General features: G+C 61.9%; 12 protein-coding genes and 1 pseudogene. 6 read left to right on the top strand and 7 right to left on the bottom strand.

Annotated features, from left to right (window positions below):
- Nucleotides 1–10: 10 nt before the first annotated feature.
- On the top strand, nt 11–3,160 hold the full coding sequence (locus HKK57_RS05490) for a CusA/CzcA family heavy metal efflux RND transporter (protein WP_169389892.1): 3,150 nt from the start codon (nt 11–13) through the stop codon (nt 3,158–3,160).
- A gap of 1,172 nt (nt 3,161–4,332) precedes the next feature.
- On the opposite strand, the gene HKK57_RS05485 is transcribed toward HKK57_RS05490, so the two are convergent.
- From HKK57_RS05485 to HKK57_RS05470, 4 genes are all read right to left on the bottom strand, one after another.
- Nucleotides 4,333–5,739 carry a heavy metal sensor histidine kinase gene (locus HKK57_RS05485; protein ID WP_169389891.1) on the bottom strand — a complete coding sequence of 469 codons (1,407 nt, stop codon included), beginning with the start codon at nt 5,737–5,739 and terminating at the stop codon, nt 4,333–4,335.
- Complete coding sequence (locus HKK57_RS05480; RefSeq protein ID WP_029295795.1) at nt 5,736–6,410, bottom strand: heavy metal response regulator transcription factor; 675 nt, start codon at nt 6,408–6,410, stop codon at nt 5,736–5,738. The genes HKK57_RS05485 and HKK57_RS05480 overlap by 4 nt, the downstream gene beginning before the upstream one ends.
- A gap of 235 nt (nt 6,411–6,645) precedes the next feature.
- Complete coding sequence (locus HKK57_RS05475) at nt 6,646–6,840, bottom strand: hypothetical protein (protein ID WP_029295793.1); 195 nt, start codon at nt 6,838–6,840, stop codon at nt 6,646–6,648.
- 174 nt (nt 6,841–7,014) lie between these two features.
- Nucleotides 7,015–8,343, bottom strand: coding sequence for an OprD family porin (locus tag HKK57_RS05470; protein ID WP_169389890.1), 1,329 nt, complete (start codon nt 8,341–8,343; stop codon nt 7,015–7,017).
- Between the two features lie 257 nt (nt 8,344–8,600).
- Between HKK57_RS05470 and HKK57_RS05465 the strand changes: the two genes are divergently transcribed.
- From HKK57_RS05465 to HKK57_RS27255, 3 genes and pseudogenes are all read left to right on the top strand, one after another.
- Nucleotides 8,601–8,933 (top strand): DUF2790 domain-containing protein, encoded by a 333-nt coding sequence (locus HKK57_RS05465; RefSeq protein WP_169389889.1) that lies wholly within the window; start codon nt 8,601–8,603, stop codon nt 8,931–8,933.
- 103 nt (nt 8,934–9,036) lie between these two features.
- Nucleotides 9,037–9,813 (top strand): annotated as a pseudogene (locus tag HKK57_RS27260) (PAS domain-containing protein); the annotation flags it as partial.
- 108 nt (nt 9,814–9,921) lie between these two features.
- The gene (locus HKK57_RS27255; protein ID WP_405045210.1) at nt 9,922–10,353 is read left to right on the top strand and encodes a methyl-accepting chemotaxis protein; all 432 of its coding nucleotides are present in this window, start codon (nt 9,922–9,924) and stop codon (nt 10,351–10,353) included.
- A 16-nt stretch (nt 10,354–10,369) separates the two neighbouring features.
- On the opposite strand, the gene HKK57_RS05455 is transcribed toward HKK57_RS27255, so the two are convergent.
- Nucleotides 10,370–10,885 carry a GNAT family N-acetyltransferase gene (locus tag HKK57_RS05455; protein WP_029295784.1) on the bottom strand — a complete coding sequence of 172 codons (516 nt, stop codon included), beginning with the start codon at nt 10,883–10,885 and terminating at the stop codon, nt 10,370–10,372.
- 72 nt (nt 10,886–10,957) lie between these two features.
- The gene (locus HKK57_RS05450) at nt 10,958–11,842 is read right to left on the bottom strand and encodes a LysR family transcriptional regulator (protein ID WP_169389887.1); all 885 of its coding nucleotides are present in this window, start codon (nt 11,840–11,842) and stop codon (nt 10,958–10,960) included.
- Nucleotides 11,843–11,972: 130 nt separating this feature from the next.
- Here HKK57_RS05450 and HKK57_RS05445 point away from each other — a divergent pair, with 130 nt between their 5' ends.
- Nucleotides 11,973–13,337 (top strand): MFS transporter, encoded by a 1,365-nt coding sequence (locus tag HKK57_RS05445; RefSeq protein WP_442962265.1) that lies wholly within the window; start codon nt 11,973–11,975, stop codon nt 13,335–13,337.
- A 107-nt stretch (nt 13,338–13,444) separates the two neighbouring features.
- On the opposite strand, the gene HKK57_RS05440 is transcribed toward HKK57_RS05445, so the two are convergent.
- Complete coding sequence (locus tag HKK57_RS05440) at nt 13,445–14,254, bottom strand: AraC family transcriptional regulator (RefSeq protein ID WP_070996734.1); 810 nt, start codon at nt 14,252–14,254, stop codon at nt 13,445–13,447.
- A gap of 154 nt (nt 14,255–14,408) precedes the next feature.
- Between HKK57_RS05440 and ddlA the strand changes: the two genes are divergently transcribed.
- Nucleotides 14,409–15,503 carry a D-alanine--D-alanine ligase gene (gene ddlA / locus HKK57_RS05435; protein WP_092233453.1) on the top strand — a complete coding sequence of 365 codons (1,095 nt, stop codon included), beginning with the start codon at nt 14,409–14,411 and terminating at the stop codon, nt 15,501–15,503.
- The last annotated feature ends 5 nt before the right edge of the window (nt 15,504–15,508 follow it).

Here is a 15,508-nt window from a genome sequence, read left to right as displayed (position 1 = left end):
GTGATTCCCCATGTTTGAACGTCTGATTCAATTTTCCATCGAGCAGCGCATCATCGTGTTGCTGGCGGTGTTGCTGATGGCCGGTGTCGGCATCGCCAGCTACCAGAAACTGCCGATCGACGCGGTACCGGACATCACCAACGTCCAGGTGCAGATCAACTCGGCGGCGCCCGGCTTTTCACCGCTGGAAACCGAACAGCGCATCACCTTTCCTATTGAAACCGCCATGGCCGGTTTGCCGGGCTTGCAGCAGACCCGTTCGCTATCGCGTTCGGGGCTGTCTCAGGTCACGGTGATCTTCAAGGATGGCACCGATTTGTTCTTCGCCCGGCAACTGGTCAACGAGCGTTTGCAGGTGGCCCGCGAACAATTGCCGGACGGTATTGAAACCGCGATGGGGCCGATTTCCACTGGCCTTGGGGAAATCTTCCTGTGGACCGTGGAGGCCGAGGAGGGGGCGCGCAAGGAAGACGGCTTGGCTTATACGCCGACGGACCTGCGGGTGATCCAGGACTGGATCATCAAACCGCAGTTGCGCAACGTGCCTGGCGTGGCGGAGATCAACACGATTGGCGGCTTCGCCAAGGAATACCAGATCGCCCCGGACCCCAAGCGCCTGGCCGCCTACAACCTGACCTTGAGCGACCTGGTGACGGCGCTTGAACGCAACAACGCCAACGTCGGCGCCGGTTACATCGAGCGCAGCGGCGAGCAATTGCTGATCCGCGCGCCGGGGCAGGTGGCGTCCATCGATGACATCGCCAACATCGTGATCAACACCGTCGACGGCACGCCGATCCGCGTGCGCAATGTGGCCCAGGTCGATATCGGCCGTGAGTTGCGCACCGGCGCGGCCACCGAAAATGGCCGTGAAGTGGTACTCGGCACGGTGTTCATGTTGATCGGCGAAAACAGCCGCAGTGTGTCCCGGGCGGTGGCGAAAAAACTCGAAGAGATCAACCGTTCGCTGCCCGAAGGCGTGGTCGCGGTCACGGTCTATGACCGCACCAACCTGGTGGAAAAGGCCATCGCTACCGTGAAGAAAAACCTCTTCGAAGGTGCGCTGCTGGTCATCGTGATTCTGTTCCTGTTCCTGGGCAACATCCGCGCGGCGTTGATCACCGCGATGGTGATCCCGCTGGCCATGTTGTTCACCTTTACCGGGATGTTCACTAACAAGGTCAGCGCCAACCTGATGAGCCTGGGGGCCTTGGATTTCGGGATTATCGTCGATGGCGCGGTGGTGATCGTCGAGAACGCCATCCGCCGCCTGGCCCATGCGCAGCAACGCCACGGCCGCCTGCTGACCCGCAGCGAGCGCCTGCACGAAGTGTTCGCCGCTGCCAAAGAAGCGCGCCGCGCGCTGATCTTCGGGCAACTGATCATCATGGTGGTGTACCTGCCGATCTTCGCCCTGACCGGGGTGGCCGGGGAAATGTTCCACCCCATGGCGTTCACCGTGGTCATGGCCTTGCTGGGCGCGATGATTCTGTCGGTGACTTTCGTCCCGGCGGCGATTGCGCTGTTCGTCACCGGCAAGGTCAAGGAGGACGAAAACTGGGTGATGCGCAACGCGCGCCGTGGTTATGCGCCGGTGCTGGACTGGGTGATGGCGCACCGTACCTGGGCGTTCGGCCTGGCGCTGTTGACCATCGTGATGTCTGGCGCCGTGGCCAGCCGCATGGGCAGCGAATTTATCCCCAGCCTCAGTGAAGGTGACTTCGCCCTGCAAGCCTTGCGCGTTCCGGGCACCAGCCTCACGCAATCGGTGCAGATGCAGCAGCAACTGGAAAAAACCTTGATGGCACAGGTGCCGGAAATCCAGCGGGTATTTGCCCGCACCGGTACTGCAGAAATTGCCTCCGACCCGATGCCGCCGAATATTTCCGACGCCTACTTGATGCTCAAGCCCAAGGAGCAGTGGCCGGACCCGAAAAAGTCCCGCGAAGCGCTGATCGCCGATATCCAGCGCGCCAGTGCGATTGTGCCGGGCAGCCAGTACGAGTTGTCGCAACCGATCCAACTGCGTTTCAACGAGCTGATTTCCGGGGTGCGCAGTGACGTGGCGGTGAAAGTATTTGGCGATGATCGGGATGTGCTGAACAACACCGCCGGGGAAATCGCCGAAACCTTGCGCAAGCTTGATGGCGCGTCGGAAGTGAAGGTGGAACAGACCTCCGGCCTGCCGGTGCTGACTATCAATATCGACCGAGACAAGGCCGCGCGCTTTGGCCTGAATGTGGGTGATGTGCAAGACACCATCGCCGTCGCCGTGGGCGGGCGCCAGGCCGGCACGATGTACGAAGGCGACCGGCGTTTTGACATGGTGGTGCGTTTGTCGGAAACCCTGCGTACCGATATCGAGGGCTTGTCGCGGCTACTGATCCCGATCCCCGCGCTGGCCGGCAATACCACGGGGCAACTGGGCTTTATCGCCCTGTCGCAAGTGGCCAGCCTGGACCTGGTGTTGGGCCCGAACCAGATCAGCCGCGAAAACGGCAAGCGGCTGGTGATTGTCAGTGCCAACGTGCGCGGGCGGGATATTGGCTCGTTTGTCGCTGAGGCCGAACGGGTGATGGCAGAGCAGGTGAAGATCCCCGCCGGCTACTGGACAACCTGGGGCGGCCAGTTCGAACAGCTCAAGGAAGCCTCCGAGCGCTTGCAGATCGTGGTCCCGGTGGCGTTGCTGCTGGTGTTTGGTTTGTTGTTCATGATGTTCAACAACCTCAAGGATGGGCTGCTGGTATTCACCGGCATTCCCTTTGCGTTGACCGGTGGGATCATGGCGCTGTGGTTGCGCGATATTCCGTTGTCGATTTCTGCCGGGGTGGGGTTTATCGCGTTGTCGGGGGTGGCGGTGCTCAATGGCCTGGTGATGATTGCGTTTATCCGCAACCTGCGTGAGGAGGGGCGTTCGTTGTCGGTGGCGATCAATGAAGGAGCCTTGACCCGCTTGCGCCCGGTGTTGATGACGGCGTTGGTGGCGTCCCTCGGCTTCATCCCCATGGCCCTGGCCACCGGCACCGGCGCTGAAGTACAGCGGCCGCTGGCGACGGTGGTGATTGGCGGGATTATCTCGTCGACCTTGTTGACCTTGCTGGTACTGCCAGCGCTTTACCACTGGGCCCATCGGCGCGATGAAGAGCCGGTAGCGTCCTGACCTCGCGCTGGACGGGCTTACGGTGGAGAAGGGACTTATTGTGAAGGGGAGACTTATTGTGGAGAGAGGGCTTGTTGTGGAGAGGGGGCTTGTCCCCCGTTGGGTGGCGAAGCCGCCCTAAAACCTGCTTGCGCGGTGTGCCTGGCGAAACTGGGGTGGGTTTGTTGGGGCTGCTGCGCAGCCCAGCGCGGGGCAAGCCCGCTCGCCACAGTAGGGTGGCTGGCGCGGGAAATGTGGAGAGGGGACTTGTTGTGGAGAGGGGGCTTGTCCCCCGTTGGGTGGCGAAGCCGCCCTAAAACCTGCTTGCTCGGTGTGCCTGGGGTAACTGGGGTGGGTTTGTTGGGGCTGCTGCGCAGCCCAGCGCGGGGCAAGCCCGCTCGCCACAGTAGGGTGGCTGGCGCGGGAAATGTGGAGAGGGGGCTTGTTGTGGAGAGGGGGCTTGTCCCCCGTTGGGTGGCGAAGCCGCCCTAAAACCTGCTTGCTCGGTGTGCCTGGGGTAAGTGGGGTGGCTTGTTGGGGCTGCTGCGCAGCCCAGCGCGGGGCAAGCCCGCTCGCCACAGTGAGGTGGCTGGGGCGGGAAATGTGGAGGGGGGACTTGTTGTGGAGAGGGGGCTTGTCCCCCGTTGGGTGGCGAAGCCGCCCTAAAACCTGCTTGCGCGGTGTGCCTGGGGTAAGTGGGGTGGGTTTGTTGGGGCTGCTGCGCAGCCCAGCGCGGGGCAAGCCCGCTCGCCACAGTAGGGTGGCTGGCGCGGGAAATGTGGAGAGGGGACTTGTTGTGGAGAGGGGGCTTGTCCCCCGTTGGGGGGCGAAGCCGCCCTAAAACCTGCTTGCGCGGTGTGCCTGGGGTAAGTGGGGTGGGTTTGTTGGGGCTGCTGCGCAGCCCAGCGCGGGGCAAGCCCGCTCGCCACAGTGGGGTGGTTGGGGCGGGAAATGTGGAGAGGGGCTTGTTGTGGAGAGGGGGCTTGTCCCCCGTTGGGTGGCGAAGCCGCCCCAAAAACCTGCTTGCGCGGTGTGCCTGGCGAAACTGGGGTAGGTTTGTTGGGGCTGCTGCGCAGCCCAGCGCGGGGCAAGCCCGCTCGCCACGACAAGACCGTTCTCCACAACGAGCCTGCTTGCCATAGCAAGCCCGTTTGCGGCAATAAGACTGCTGAGTGCGGCAAGGGAGTCGGTAGCTACGGGACTTGCGGGGTGGCGGGCAGGGTGGGGAATATCAGCCGGAACTGGGTCACGTCGCCCGGCACGCAGTTGGCCTCGGCCTGGCCCTGGTGCAGGCTCATGATCGAGCGCACGATCGCCAGCCCCAGCCCGGTGCCGCCTTCGGTGCGGGCGCGGCTGTTGTCGGCGCGGTAAAAACGCTCGAACAGGTGCGGCAGGTGTTGCGCTTCAATTCCCATGCCCGGGTTGCTGACGGTCAGCGATACACGCTGGTGATGGGTGTCGACCTGCAATGAAATTCTAGAGCCGTGCGGGCTATGGCGGATTGCGTTGGACAGCAGGTTGGAAATGGCCCGTTGAATCATCAGCCGATCACCCAGGACCCAGGCGTCGCCCGCCTGGCTCAGCTTCAACGCTTTGTCTTCGGCGCTCAACGCAAACAGCTCCATGACCCGTAGCGCTTCATCGCGCAGGTTCACTGCGGTAAACGAAGCCCGCGCCGCCGGATGGCTGACCTGGGCCAGAAACAGCATGTCGGCGACGATCCGCGCCAAGCGGTCCAGTTCTTCGGTGCTGGATTCCAGAGCCGATTTGTACTCGTGGGGCGCCCGGGCACGGGACAAGGTCACCTGGGCCTTGCCCATCAGGTTGGTCAAGGGCGCGCGCAGTTCGTGGGCCAGGTCGTCGGAAAATTGCGACAGTTGCTGTACTCCGGCATCCAGCCGATCGAGCATCACGTTGATGCCCCGCGCCAGTTCGTTGAGTTCCCTGGGCAGGTTGTCGACGGCCAGGCGATGGCTCAGGTCCTGGGTAGTGACTTTGGCGGCGACGCGGCTGAATTGCTGCAACGGCGCGAGCCCGCGCTGCACCAGCCACCACGCACCCATGCCAATCAGGATCAACAACAGCGGCAGGGCGATGACCGTGGATTGCAGGTAGGCACTGAGCAGTGCCTGATCGTCGGAACGATCCAGGGACAGCAACACCCGCACATTCTCCCCGGTGTGCAGGCGCATCAGGCTCGATGCGCTGAGGATCTGGTTGTCATGGCCATCGGTCCAGTTCAGAAACCCCAGGGTTTGCCTCGCGGCAAAGTCCAGCAGCAAGGGCTCCTGGGGCCTGGCACCGACGCTCAGCAACACCGCATTGGCGGGCGCGGGGCCGATGATGGTCAGGTAGAAGTTGTCATGGCCCATCACCAGGTCCAGAAGTGAATGGGGCCGGGCACTGATGTCGCGGGTGTTGAGGTCTTGCAGCAGGCTGTGCTGGATCTGCTCCATCTTGCTTTCCAGGCCCTTGCGCGCGAGGTTTTCCAGCTCATGGGTGAGGGCCAGGTACGCCAGGCTCGCCAGCAACAGCACCAGGCCGGCGCCCATCAGGCTGACGGTGAGCCCCAGGCGCATGGATAGACTGCCGGTTCTCATTGGCGTGTTTCCAGTACGTAGCCCACGCCACGAATGGTGTGGATCAACTTGACCTCGCTCTGGTCATCGACCTTGGCCCGCAGCCGGCTGATCGAGACCTCTACCACATTGGTGTCGCAGTCGAAGTTCATGTCCCAGACCAGCGAGATAATCTGCGTGCGCGTCAGCACCTCGCCACTCTGGCGCATCAATACCTGCAACAGCGCGAATTCCTTGGTGGTCAGGTCAATGCGCCGCGTACCCCGGTATGCCCGGTGGCGACGTGGGTCCAGCTCCAGGTCGGCGACGCGCAATATTTCCGGCAACGCAATCGGCTCACTGCGCCGCAGCAACGAGCGCACCCTGGCCAGCAACTCGGGAAATTCGAAAGGCTTTACCAGATAGTCATCGGCGCCCATGTCCAGGCCTTTGATCTTATCGGCCAGGCGGCCACGGGCGGTGAGCATCATCACCCGTAAGGTGTTGTCGCGGCGCAACTGTTGCAGCACCTGCCAGCCGTCCTGGCCGGGCAGGTTGACGTCAAGGATCACCAGTTCATAGCGGTGCTGGCCGGCCAGGTGCAGGCCGTCGATGCCGCTGGCGGCGCAATCGACGACATAACCACTCTCACTCAAGCCTTGATGCAAGTAGTCGGCAGTTTTTGGCTCGTCCTCAACCACAAGGATACGCATGCAGATTGACCTCTTACTGATAAGCGAATAGGCGACGGGAGCTACACGGGATAACGGCTGTAGTCCACAAAGTAGGAAAATTCTGAGCCTTGAAGTAGCTTCAGGGTCAAGGGCGGCGTTGGATGGCATCGAGCGGGCAAAAAAAAGCGCCCGTGAGGGCGCTAAAAATTCATCTCCTTCCAAAGGAGCTCCACAAAAAAAGCTTCAAGAGATGAATGTGCTCGGGGTGCGCCGCTCAGATGGCTGTGGGGGCCGATGTATCCGAGGGCGCTGGATTTTGCTCGGCCACGGCTTGGCTGCCGTGGATCTGTTGCTGCTGCTGGCGAAACTCGGCCAGCCACTGGCGGGAGCGATCACCGCCGTCATCGGCCAGGGCTGCGGTGGAGGCAGCACTGATTAAAACGCTGAATAAAATGTGCAGTGGCTTCATTAACTTTCTCCGCAAAAGACCCGTGCCGTTAGTTCGCGGTCGGTCGAGGCAGGCAGTATATGAAGGGCAACTTAACGAGAACGTGAGGCGCATATTACAGTTCTGACAGGCTGCAAATTGTGAAGAAGTGCTAGTCAACGGCAAGTGAATGTAAGCACTTGCCGTTGAGTGTTATCAGAGGATGGCCAGCGGGTATTCCATGATCAGCCGCAATTCTTCCAGGTCCGATTCAAAGGCGCTGGAGCGTACTGTCGCCTGGCGAATGCGTATCGACAGGTCTTTCAGGCTGCCGCCCTGGAACACGTACTTGGCCTCGATATCGCGCTCCCAGCGGCGCTGGTCGGTGAGAGGGTCACCCAAGGCGTCGCGACGCATATACACCGAGTTGGCGTTGCTGTAGTCCGCGCCAGTGCCCTTGCCATAGCGGGTCATGAACGACAGGCCGGGGATGCCCAGGGTCTGCATGTCCAGGTCATACCGCAAGGCCCACGAACGTTCCTTGGGCGAGTTGAAGTCGCTGTATTGGATCGAATTGTCGAGGAAGATCGAGTCGGACTGGCGCAGGTAATCGAAGTCATCGTTGCCGTTGTTGCGCTGGTGGGACAGCGCCAGGCGATGGGCGCCGACCTTCACCCCAAGCTTGGCACTCCAGATATTGTTGTTGAGCTCGCCCAGCAACCGCTTACCCTCGTCCTGGGCGTTGTAATAGTTGAAACCGGCAAACATCGCCACCTCGTCCGTCAGCGGATAATTGACCGCTGTACCGAAGTAGTACTGATCCCAGGCGTCCTTGAGGCGGCTGCTGTAGAGGCTCAGGCTCCAATGCTGATTGGCCTGGTAGTCGCCGCCGAAGTAACCGACCCAGGGCGCGTTCACATTGCCTGCGTAAAACGTCGCAAAACCCTCACGCATGCCGCTTTGGGTTGGCTGGCTCATGGCGTGCAAGCGTCCACCTTGCAAGGTCAGGCCTTCCAGGCTGGTGTTTTCCAGGGTCACACCACGAAAGCTTTCCGGCAGCAGGCGTGAGTCGCCGTAGTGCACCACCGGGGTTTGCGGGAAGACGTCGCCGACTTTGACCACCGTGTCCAGCAAACGCATTTTTACTGCACCGCCGAGCTTGCTGTAGTCGTCTTCGGGACGGTTGTCGCTGTCTACCGGCAACATGTCGAATGAGCCCCGGCCGCCGCTGCGCCCGGTGCCGGAATCGAGCTTGAGGCCATACATCGCAAACGCATCCAGGCCGAACCCCACGGTGCCCTGGGTGAACCCGGATTCGAACTTGCCGATCAGGCCCTGGGCCCACGCTTCTGAATAGCCGTTTCCGGTCGGGCTTGACTGGCCTTTGCGGTCATCGCGATTGAAGTAAAAGTTGCGCGCCAGTACGTTCAGCGTACTGCCTTCGATAAACCCCTCGGGTTTATCTTCTGCGGCCATGCCCGCCAGCGGTGTTGTGCTGGCCAGTGCTGCGATGATGGAAAGGGAAAGTGTGCGGTTAGTACGCATGTATCGCTCCTCGGTGTTGGCAGCTATGAGCTTTTTAGTCGCCTGGGGCGTTCTTATTGGAGAGCTATCCCTGATGCGGGGAGCCCGGCTCATAGTTGCAAACAGCGGATAACGCCGAGGTGGCCTGCACATTACAATTTTGCCAGTTCAACGGTTTATGACGGATACGTAATCCGCCCGTGAAGCTCCTGACAGGAAGCGTTAGTTACCCTCGATCCTGAACTTTCAACGACTTGAAATCAGACGAGGACACTTTAATGAAGCATTTGACACGAGCCCTGGGCGTGGTGGTTTTTTCTCTGTCCATGGGGGCGATGGCCGAAGGTGGCGGGGACCGCGCCATGGCGCAGGTGATGCAAAAAAACCAGGAAGCCATGGCGCGCTATGCCGCCGCGCAGGGCAAGCCGGTGCCTGAAGTGCAGGCTTATCGCTACGGGATGAAGCTGGATATCGCCCGGGTGGTGAATGTCACGCCGCCGGTGCGAACCTGCAAGGTGGTGCCCTCGCGCATGACCTATGAAGATTCCAGCGGTCAGCTCAAGACCCTTGAGTATCAGGTCTTGGGCTTGTGCCGTAATAACGGCAGTTGAGGTACTGAAAAATAATTGTATCAGGGGGCTCAAGCCCTCTTCAGAAAACGCCGGCAGCGCCGATGGTTAGACAATCCACTATGACTGCCCTCCGGTGTTCCCCATGTTCAATACCCGCTTGAAGCAGGAGCTGTCCGCTCTTCGCGAAGAACTGTCCAGCCTGCAGCAGGTCAAGGAAAGCCTGGAGAGCGAGATGCTGGCATTGAGCCTCGACCCTGAGGGCCGGATCGAGTCGGTCAATCAGAACTTCCTCGACGAAATGTTCTACAAGTCCAGCGACCTGCTGGGCCATGCCGTCCATGGGTTTGTGCCGGAGCATGTGAAGCGCGACGAATTCCAGCAGCGCTTTGCCAACGCCTTGAGCCGTGGCGAACACTTTGCCGGCACCGTGCGCCTGCTGCGCGGCAATGGCAAGGAAGCGTGGTTGCGCTCCATCGTGCAGCCGGTGCGGGGCGCGGACGGGCGCATCAAACGGTTTTCGGTGTACTCCAGCGACCTGACCCGCACCATTGAGGCGTCCCGTGAGCATGAAAACCTGATCACCGCGCTGGTGCGCTCCACGGCGGTGATCGAGTTCGACCTCAATGGCAATGTGCTGGGCGCCAACGAGCGTTTCCTGCAGGGCATGGGTTACAGCCTGGCGCAGATCCAGGGCAAACATCACCGTATGTTCTGTGAGCCCCAGGATTACAACAGCGCTGACTACCAGGCCTTCTGGAAACGCTTGAACAGCGGTGAGTTTGTCGCCGGCCGCTTCAAGCGCGTGGATGCCCATGGCCGCGAAGTCTGGCTGGAAGCCTCCTATAACCCGGTGCTGGACGCCAACGACCGGCTGTACAAAGTGGTCAAGTTCGCCACGGTAATCACCGACCAGATCAATCAGGAACGCGCGGTGGCCGAGGCCGCCAACATTGCCTACAGCACCTCATTGCACACCGACAGCAGTGCCCAGCGCGGTACCGCTGTGGTCACCCAGGCGGTGGAGGTGATGCGCGACTTGGCCAAGCACATGGAACAGGCCGGCGAGGGCATCGAGGCGCTCAACGCCCAGTCCCAGGTGATTGGCACTATCGTCAAGACCATCAGCGGGATTGCCGAGCAGACCAACCTGCTGGCGCTCAACGCCGCGATTGAAGCGGCCCGTGCCGGCGAGCAGGGTCGCGGGTTTGCGGTGGTGGCCGATGAAGTGCGCCAGTTGGCCTCGCGTACCAGCAAAGCCACGGAAGAAATCGTCGGCGTGGTGCGCCAGAACCAGGACATGGCCCGCGATGCCGTGGCGCTGATGACCGATGGCCGGTTGCAGGCCGAGCAGGGTTTGTCGCTGGCGGCAGAGGCGGGCACGGTGATCGTCGAGATCCAGGACGGCGCGCAGAAAGTGGTCAGTGCGGTGGGCCAGTTTGCCAACCAGTTGTCCACCTAGACTCAAGGCCGGCCAATCAGGGGGCATGAACCTCGAACAGCAGCAGGTCGAACCATTGTCCATCGAGCAGGAATGCCTTGCGTGAATGCCCGTACTGGGTAAAGCCGTTGCGCTGCAACACCCGCAGCGAGCCCGGGTTCTGCGGGCGTACGGTGGCTTCGATGCGCTTGAGGGCATGCTCGCCAAAGGCTTTTTGCAGGCCCAGCGCCACGGCCTGTCGTGCCAGGCCACGCCCGGTGAACTGGGCCCCCATGCGGTAGCCCAGGGACGCCGAGTGATAGTAGCGGCGGCGCACTTGGGTAAAGTTGATCCGCCCCACCAGCACGCCGTTTTCGCGGATCAGATACTGATAGGCGCGGTCTTCGCTGGCCTCCAGCAGTGCGCTCTCGATGGCGCGCTGAACGCCTTCGACGCTGTAGTACGCCTCGGGCCGGGCATTGATCCAACTTTCGAAAAAGTCCCGATTGGCCAGCTCGAACGCCAGTAACTCGTTCACGTCATCCCATTGTGGGGGCGTCAATGTCAGGTTCATCCCTGGAAAACCTCTAGGTGGTGGCCGCGCATCCTTTCTTCTCACACTCGGGCCGCTGGATTCAAGCGCTGCCTACCATTGCGCCTGTGTCAGTGCGTCGGCAAAGGCGATCAGCTTCGGCGAGTATTGGCGCGAGGGTGGATACACCAGGGATATTGCGCGGCTGCGCCCGGCGAAGCTTTCCAGGATCGGCACCAGGCGCCCGGCAGCGAGGTCGTCGCGCACGGCAAAGTCCATCACCTGGGCAATACCGAAGCCGCCCACCGCGCCGTCCACCAGGGCATCGCCAATGTCGAAGATCAGCCGCCCTTCGACGCTGACATCGCGCACCTTACCGTCGAGCATGAACTGCCAGTCCACCATCCGCCCGCTGCGCAGATTGCGCACGGTCAGGCAGCTATGGTCGTGCAATTCTTCGACGGTTTGCGGGATGCCAAAGCGCGCCAGGTAGGCGGGGGAGGCGACGGTCACCCAGCGCAGGGGCGTCAAGGCCCGGGCGATCAGGCGCTGGTCCTGGATCTCGCCGGTACGCAGCAGGGCGTCGAAACCCTCATCGACGATATCCACGAGGCGGTCGGTCATCACCGCTTCGATGCGCAACTCGGGGTAGCGTAGGGTCAGCTCGCCAATCACCGGCATCACCACTTTGCGCCCGAACAGCGAGGGAGTGCTGATTTTCAGTAAACCCGAAGGCGTGCTACGACGGTCGAGCAGCAGCTTTTCGGTTTCGGCCAGCTCGGCCAGCAACGGTGCGCTGCGTTCATACAGCATTTGCCCATCCGGGGTCAGGCTGACGCTGCGGGTGTTGCGCTGCAGCAGGCGTACGCCCAGCTCGGCCTCAAGGCGTGAAATGGCGCGCGACAAGCCTGATTGGGTGAGCCCCAGATCCCCGGCGGCGCGGGTGAAACTGCGGGTTTCGGCGACGCGAACCAGCAAGCGAACGGCGTTCAGATCCATGATTAAAGTCATAACTGAAAGAGTGATATGGCTATTTATCATCTGCTGGGCATGAAAGACACTGGCCGCACTCTTTTTTAGACAGGATGTTGTGATGCCCGCCATTCCCTCAAGTCGTCCCTCGGGCTGGATGCTGATGTTGCTGGCCACGGCCCAACTGATCATCGCCCTGGACGCGACCATTGTGTTTGTCGCCTTGCCGCAGATCGGCAGCCACCTGGGCTTTTCTGCCCAACAGTTGCAGTGGGTGGTCAGTGCGTACACCGTGGCGTTTGGCGGTTTTCTATTGCTCGGCGGCCGGGCCACGGACCTGCTGGGCAAGCGCCGTATGTACCGGGTGGGCCAGTCGTTGTACGCGCTGTCATCGTTGGCGGCGGTACTGGGCGGCAGCGCGTTGCTGCTGGTGCTGGCGCGCGCCGTACAAGGGGGGGGCGGTGCGCTGCTGTTTCCGGCGACCTTGGCGTTGATCAACACGCACTATGCGCAAGGGCCGCAGCGCAACCGAGCCTTTGCGGTGTGGAGTGCGGCGTCGGCCGCCGGGTTGGCGTTGGGCGCGTTGTTGGGCGGCGTGCTGACCCAATGGTGGGGCTGGGAGGCGGTGTTTCTGGTCAACGTGCCCTTGGCTGGCGGCTGTGCGCTGGCGGCGCGCTACTGGATCCCCGCCGATGGCGAGCGCAGCCGGGGTCGCAGTTTTGATGTGAGTGGCGCGTTGACCGTTACCGTCGGCGGCACCCTGCTGGTGTTCGCCCTGGTGCAGGGGCCTGAATGGGGTTGGACGGCACCCGCGACCCTGAGCTGCATGTTGCTGGCGCTGGCCTTGCTCGGGCTGTTCGCCTGGATCGAACACCGTGGCCGTGACCCGTTGATGCCACTGCGCCTGCTGGGTTACCGCGAGTTGCGCATGGCCATGGTGCTGACCGCTGTCTTTATGAGCAGCTTCGGCGTGCAGTACTATTTCCTCGCGCTGTACTACCAGCAAGTCTACGGCTACAGCGTGCTGCAGGCGGGGCTGGCGTTCTTGCCGGCGACACTGGTGTGCACCCTGGGCATCTGGCTGGCCGAGCGCGCGCTGGTCAAGATCGGCTTGCGCAACACGCTGGTCAGCGGCCAGTTGGCGGGGGCGCTGGGGATTGCCCTGGTGTGCCTGGCGTTGCCCACGGGGGTGGGGTTCTGGTCGTTGCTGCCGGGGATCTTTATCTTGAGCCTTGGCCAGGGCATGACCTGGACCGCGATGTGGGTGGCCGCAGGCCTTGGCGTCAAGCCGGGAGAGCAGGGCGTGGCGGCGGGCATGGCCTCGACCACGCAACAGATCGGCGGGGCACTGGGGTTGGCGGTGCTGGTGTCGCTGGCCAACGCCGGTGGCGCGACGGGCGCGGCTCAGGCCCAGGGGATCGAGTTGGCGTTGTGGTGGAGCGCGGGCATCGCGTTGGTGGGAGCGCTGGTGGCATTGCGACTGAGGTCATCGCGGCCCGGACCGGTTCTGGAGGCGGCTTAGGGTTTGTGTAGGAGCGAGCTTGCACGCGAAGCGCTTAACTGCACTGCGTTTATCCTGGATAAACGTGGCGTTCTCAGGTTTTTCGCGAGCAAGCTCGCTCCTACAGTTTAGCGGCCGAGCATCTTCACCCAACGTGACGGTGGGATACCGAAGGTGCTGCGAAATTGCCGAGTCATGTGGCTCTGGTCGGTGAAGCCGGCGATCAGCGCCGCATCCACCAGTGACTGGCCCTGGCCCAGCAGGTTGCGCACCAGATCCAGGCGGCGCATGGTCAGGTAGCGGTAGGGGCTGGTGCCGAACAACAGGCGAAAATCCCGCGACAAGGCCCAGCGATCCCGCCCGCAGTGCGCGGCCATCTCATCGAGGGTGATGCTGCGCCCCAAGGCGCTGTGGATAAATTCCCGGGCCCGCTCGGCGGCCTGGTAATCAAAGGTCTTGCGGTTGGCGCTGATACCCGACGCGTTGTTCAGGGCGTGGGCCAGGTCGAACAATGCGTCTTGCTCCTGCATCGGGTCCAGCGGGCAATCGAGTTGCTGCACAAAGGCCTGGCAGGCTCGGTGCAGCCACGGGTCGTTGGACAGCCCGTTGTGGATAAAGGGCAGCGGCTTGCCGCCGAGAACCTGCTGGATCAGCGCCGGCTCTACATAAATCATCCGGTACTTGAAGCCTTCGTCGCTGCCGGCCCAGCCATCGTGGACCTCATCGGGATGAATCACCATGGTCGTGCCTGGCAGGCTGTGGGTCTGGCTGCCGCGATAATGAAAGCTCTGCACACCAAACAAAGTGTGGCCAATGGCGTAGGTATCGTGGCGATGAGGGTCGAAGCCAAACCCGGAAAAATACGCTTCGATCCGCTCCAGGCCGCTGCCATGGGGCGCGCGGTGCAGCCAGTCGATATTCGCGGTGAGTTTGCCCATGGAATGTTTTTCGAAAGATGTCGGATGGAGTTACGTTAACTGAGTCTGGGGCGGCTGTCTGCCGGGGTCTTGTACGATTGTGCGCGGTCGCAACGCTGGCGAAGCGCTGACGGCCCGTGGTAATAATCCTTACTTTCTACAGTGAGGCCGGGTCATGAGTCAGTTGCGGGTAGGGATTATTTTTGGTGGCCGTTCGGCCGAGCACGAAGTGTCGTTGCAGTCGGCACGCAACATCGTCGACGCCCTCGACCGCACGCGTTTCGAACCGGTGCTGATTGGCATCGACAAGGCTGGGCACTGGCACCTCAATGACACCTCGAACTTCCTGCTCAACCAGGAGAACCCTGCGCTGATCGCCCTCAACCAGTCCAACCGCGAACTGGCGGTAGTGCCAGGCAAGGCCAGCCAGCAACTGGTGGAAACTTCGGGCCAGGGCCTGCTGGAACATGTCGATGTGATCTTCCCGATTGTCCACGGCACCCTTGGCGAAGACGGTTGCCTGCAAGGTTTGCTGCGCATGGCAGACCTGCCGTTCGTGGGTTCCGATGTGCTGGGCTCGGCGGTGTGCATGGACAAGGACATCAGCAAACGCCTGCTGCGCGATGCCGGTATCGCGGTGGCGCCCTTTATCACCCTCAACCGTGGCAACGCGGCGCGCACAACCTTCGACCAGGCACGGCAAAAGCTCGGTTTGCCGCTGTTCGTCAAGCCGGCCAACCAAGGCTCCTCCGTGGGCGTGAGCAAAGTCGCTAATGAAGCTGAGTATCTGGCCGCTGTTGAGCTGGCGTTGGGCTTCGATGAAAAAGTGTTGGTGGAATCCGCCGTCAAAGGCCGGGAGATCGAGTGTGCGGTACTGGGCAATGAGCGTCCGGTTGCCAGCGGTTGTGGCGAGATCGTGGTCCGCGACGGCTTCTATTCCTACGACAGCAAATACATCGACGACCAGGCCGCGCAAGTGCTGGTGCCGGCTGACATCAGCGTCGAGGCCAGCGAGCGCATCCGGGCCCTGGCCGTCGAGGCGTTTGAAGTGCTGGGCTGCGCCGGGCTGGCGCGGGTGGATGTGTTCCTGTGTGAAGACGGTGAAGTCCTGATCAACGAAGTCAACTCACTGCCCGGCTTCACCCGCATCAGCATGTACCCCAAGTTGTGGCAGGCGGCGGGGATGAGCTACAGCGAACTGGTCAGCCGCCTGATCGAACTGGCGCTGGAACGGCACACGGCGCGCAAGGGCTTGAAGATCAGCCGCTAAGGGAC

It is taken from the genome of Pseudomonas sp. ADAK21 (assembly GCF_012935735.1).
Lineage (GTDB): Bacteria > Pseudomonadota > Gammaproteobacteria > Pseudomonadales > Pseudomonadaceae > Aquipseudomonas > Aquipseudomonas proteolytica.
The sequence above is the reverse complement of the archived record's forward strand: the minus strand, read 5'-3'. Positions and strand labels throughout refer to the sequence as shown.

Bases quoted from the DNA above. Each gene is read 5' to 3' on its own strand.
- HKK57_RS05475 (WP_029295793.1), bottom strand. From the start codon at position 6,840: ATGAAGCCACTGCACATTTTATTCAGCGTTTTAATCAGTGCTGCCTCC.
- HKK57_RS05470 (WP_169389890.1), bottom strand. From the start codon at position 8,343: ATGCGTACTAACCGCACACTTTCCCTTTCCATCATCGCAGCACTGGCC.
- HKK57_RS05490 (WP_169389892.1), top strand. From the start codon at position 11: ATGTTTGAACGTCTGATTCAATTTTCCATCGAGCAGCGCATCATCGTG.
- HKK57_RS05450 (WP_169389887.1), bottom strand. From the start codon at position 11,842: ATGGATCTGAACGCCGTTCGCTTGCTGGTTCGCGTCGCCGAAACCCGC.
- HKK57_RS27255 (WP_405045210.1), top strand. From the start codon at position 9,922: ATGCGCGACTTGGCCAAGCACATGGAACAGGCCGGCGAGGGCATCGAG.
- HKK57_RS05440 (WP_070996734.1), bottom strand. From the start codon at position 14,254: ATGGGCAAACTCACCGCGAATATCGACTGGCTGCACCGCGCGCCCCAT.
- HKK57_RS05480 (WP_029295795.1), bottom strand. From the start codon at position 6,410: ATGCGTATCCTTGTGGTTGAGGACGAGCCAAAAACTGCCGACTACTTG.
- HKK57_RS05445 (WP_442962265.1), top strand. From the start codon at position 11,973: ATGCTGATGTTGCTGGCCACGGCCCAACTGATCATCGCCCTGGACGCG.
- HKK57_RS05485 (WP_169389891.1), bottom strand. From the start codon at position 5,739: ATGAGAACCGGCAGTCTATCCATGCGCCTGGGGCTCACCGTCAGCCTG.
- HKK57_RS05465 (WP_169389889.1), top strand. From the start codon at position 8,601: ATGAAGCATTTGACACGAGCCCTGGGCGTGGTGGTTTTTTCTCTGTCC.
- ddlA (WP_092233453.1), top strand. From the start codon at position 14,409: ATGAGTCAGTTGCGGGTAGGGATTATTTTTGGTGGCCGTTCGGCCGAG.
- HKK57_RS05455 (WP_029295784.1), bottom strand. From the start codon at position 10,885: ATGAACCTGACATTGACGCCCCCACAATGGGATGACGTGAACGAGTTA.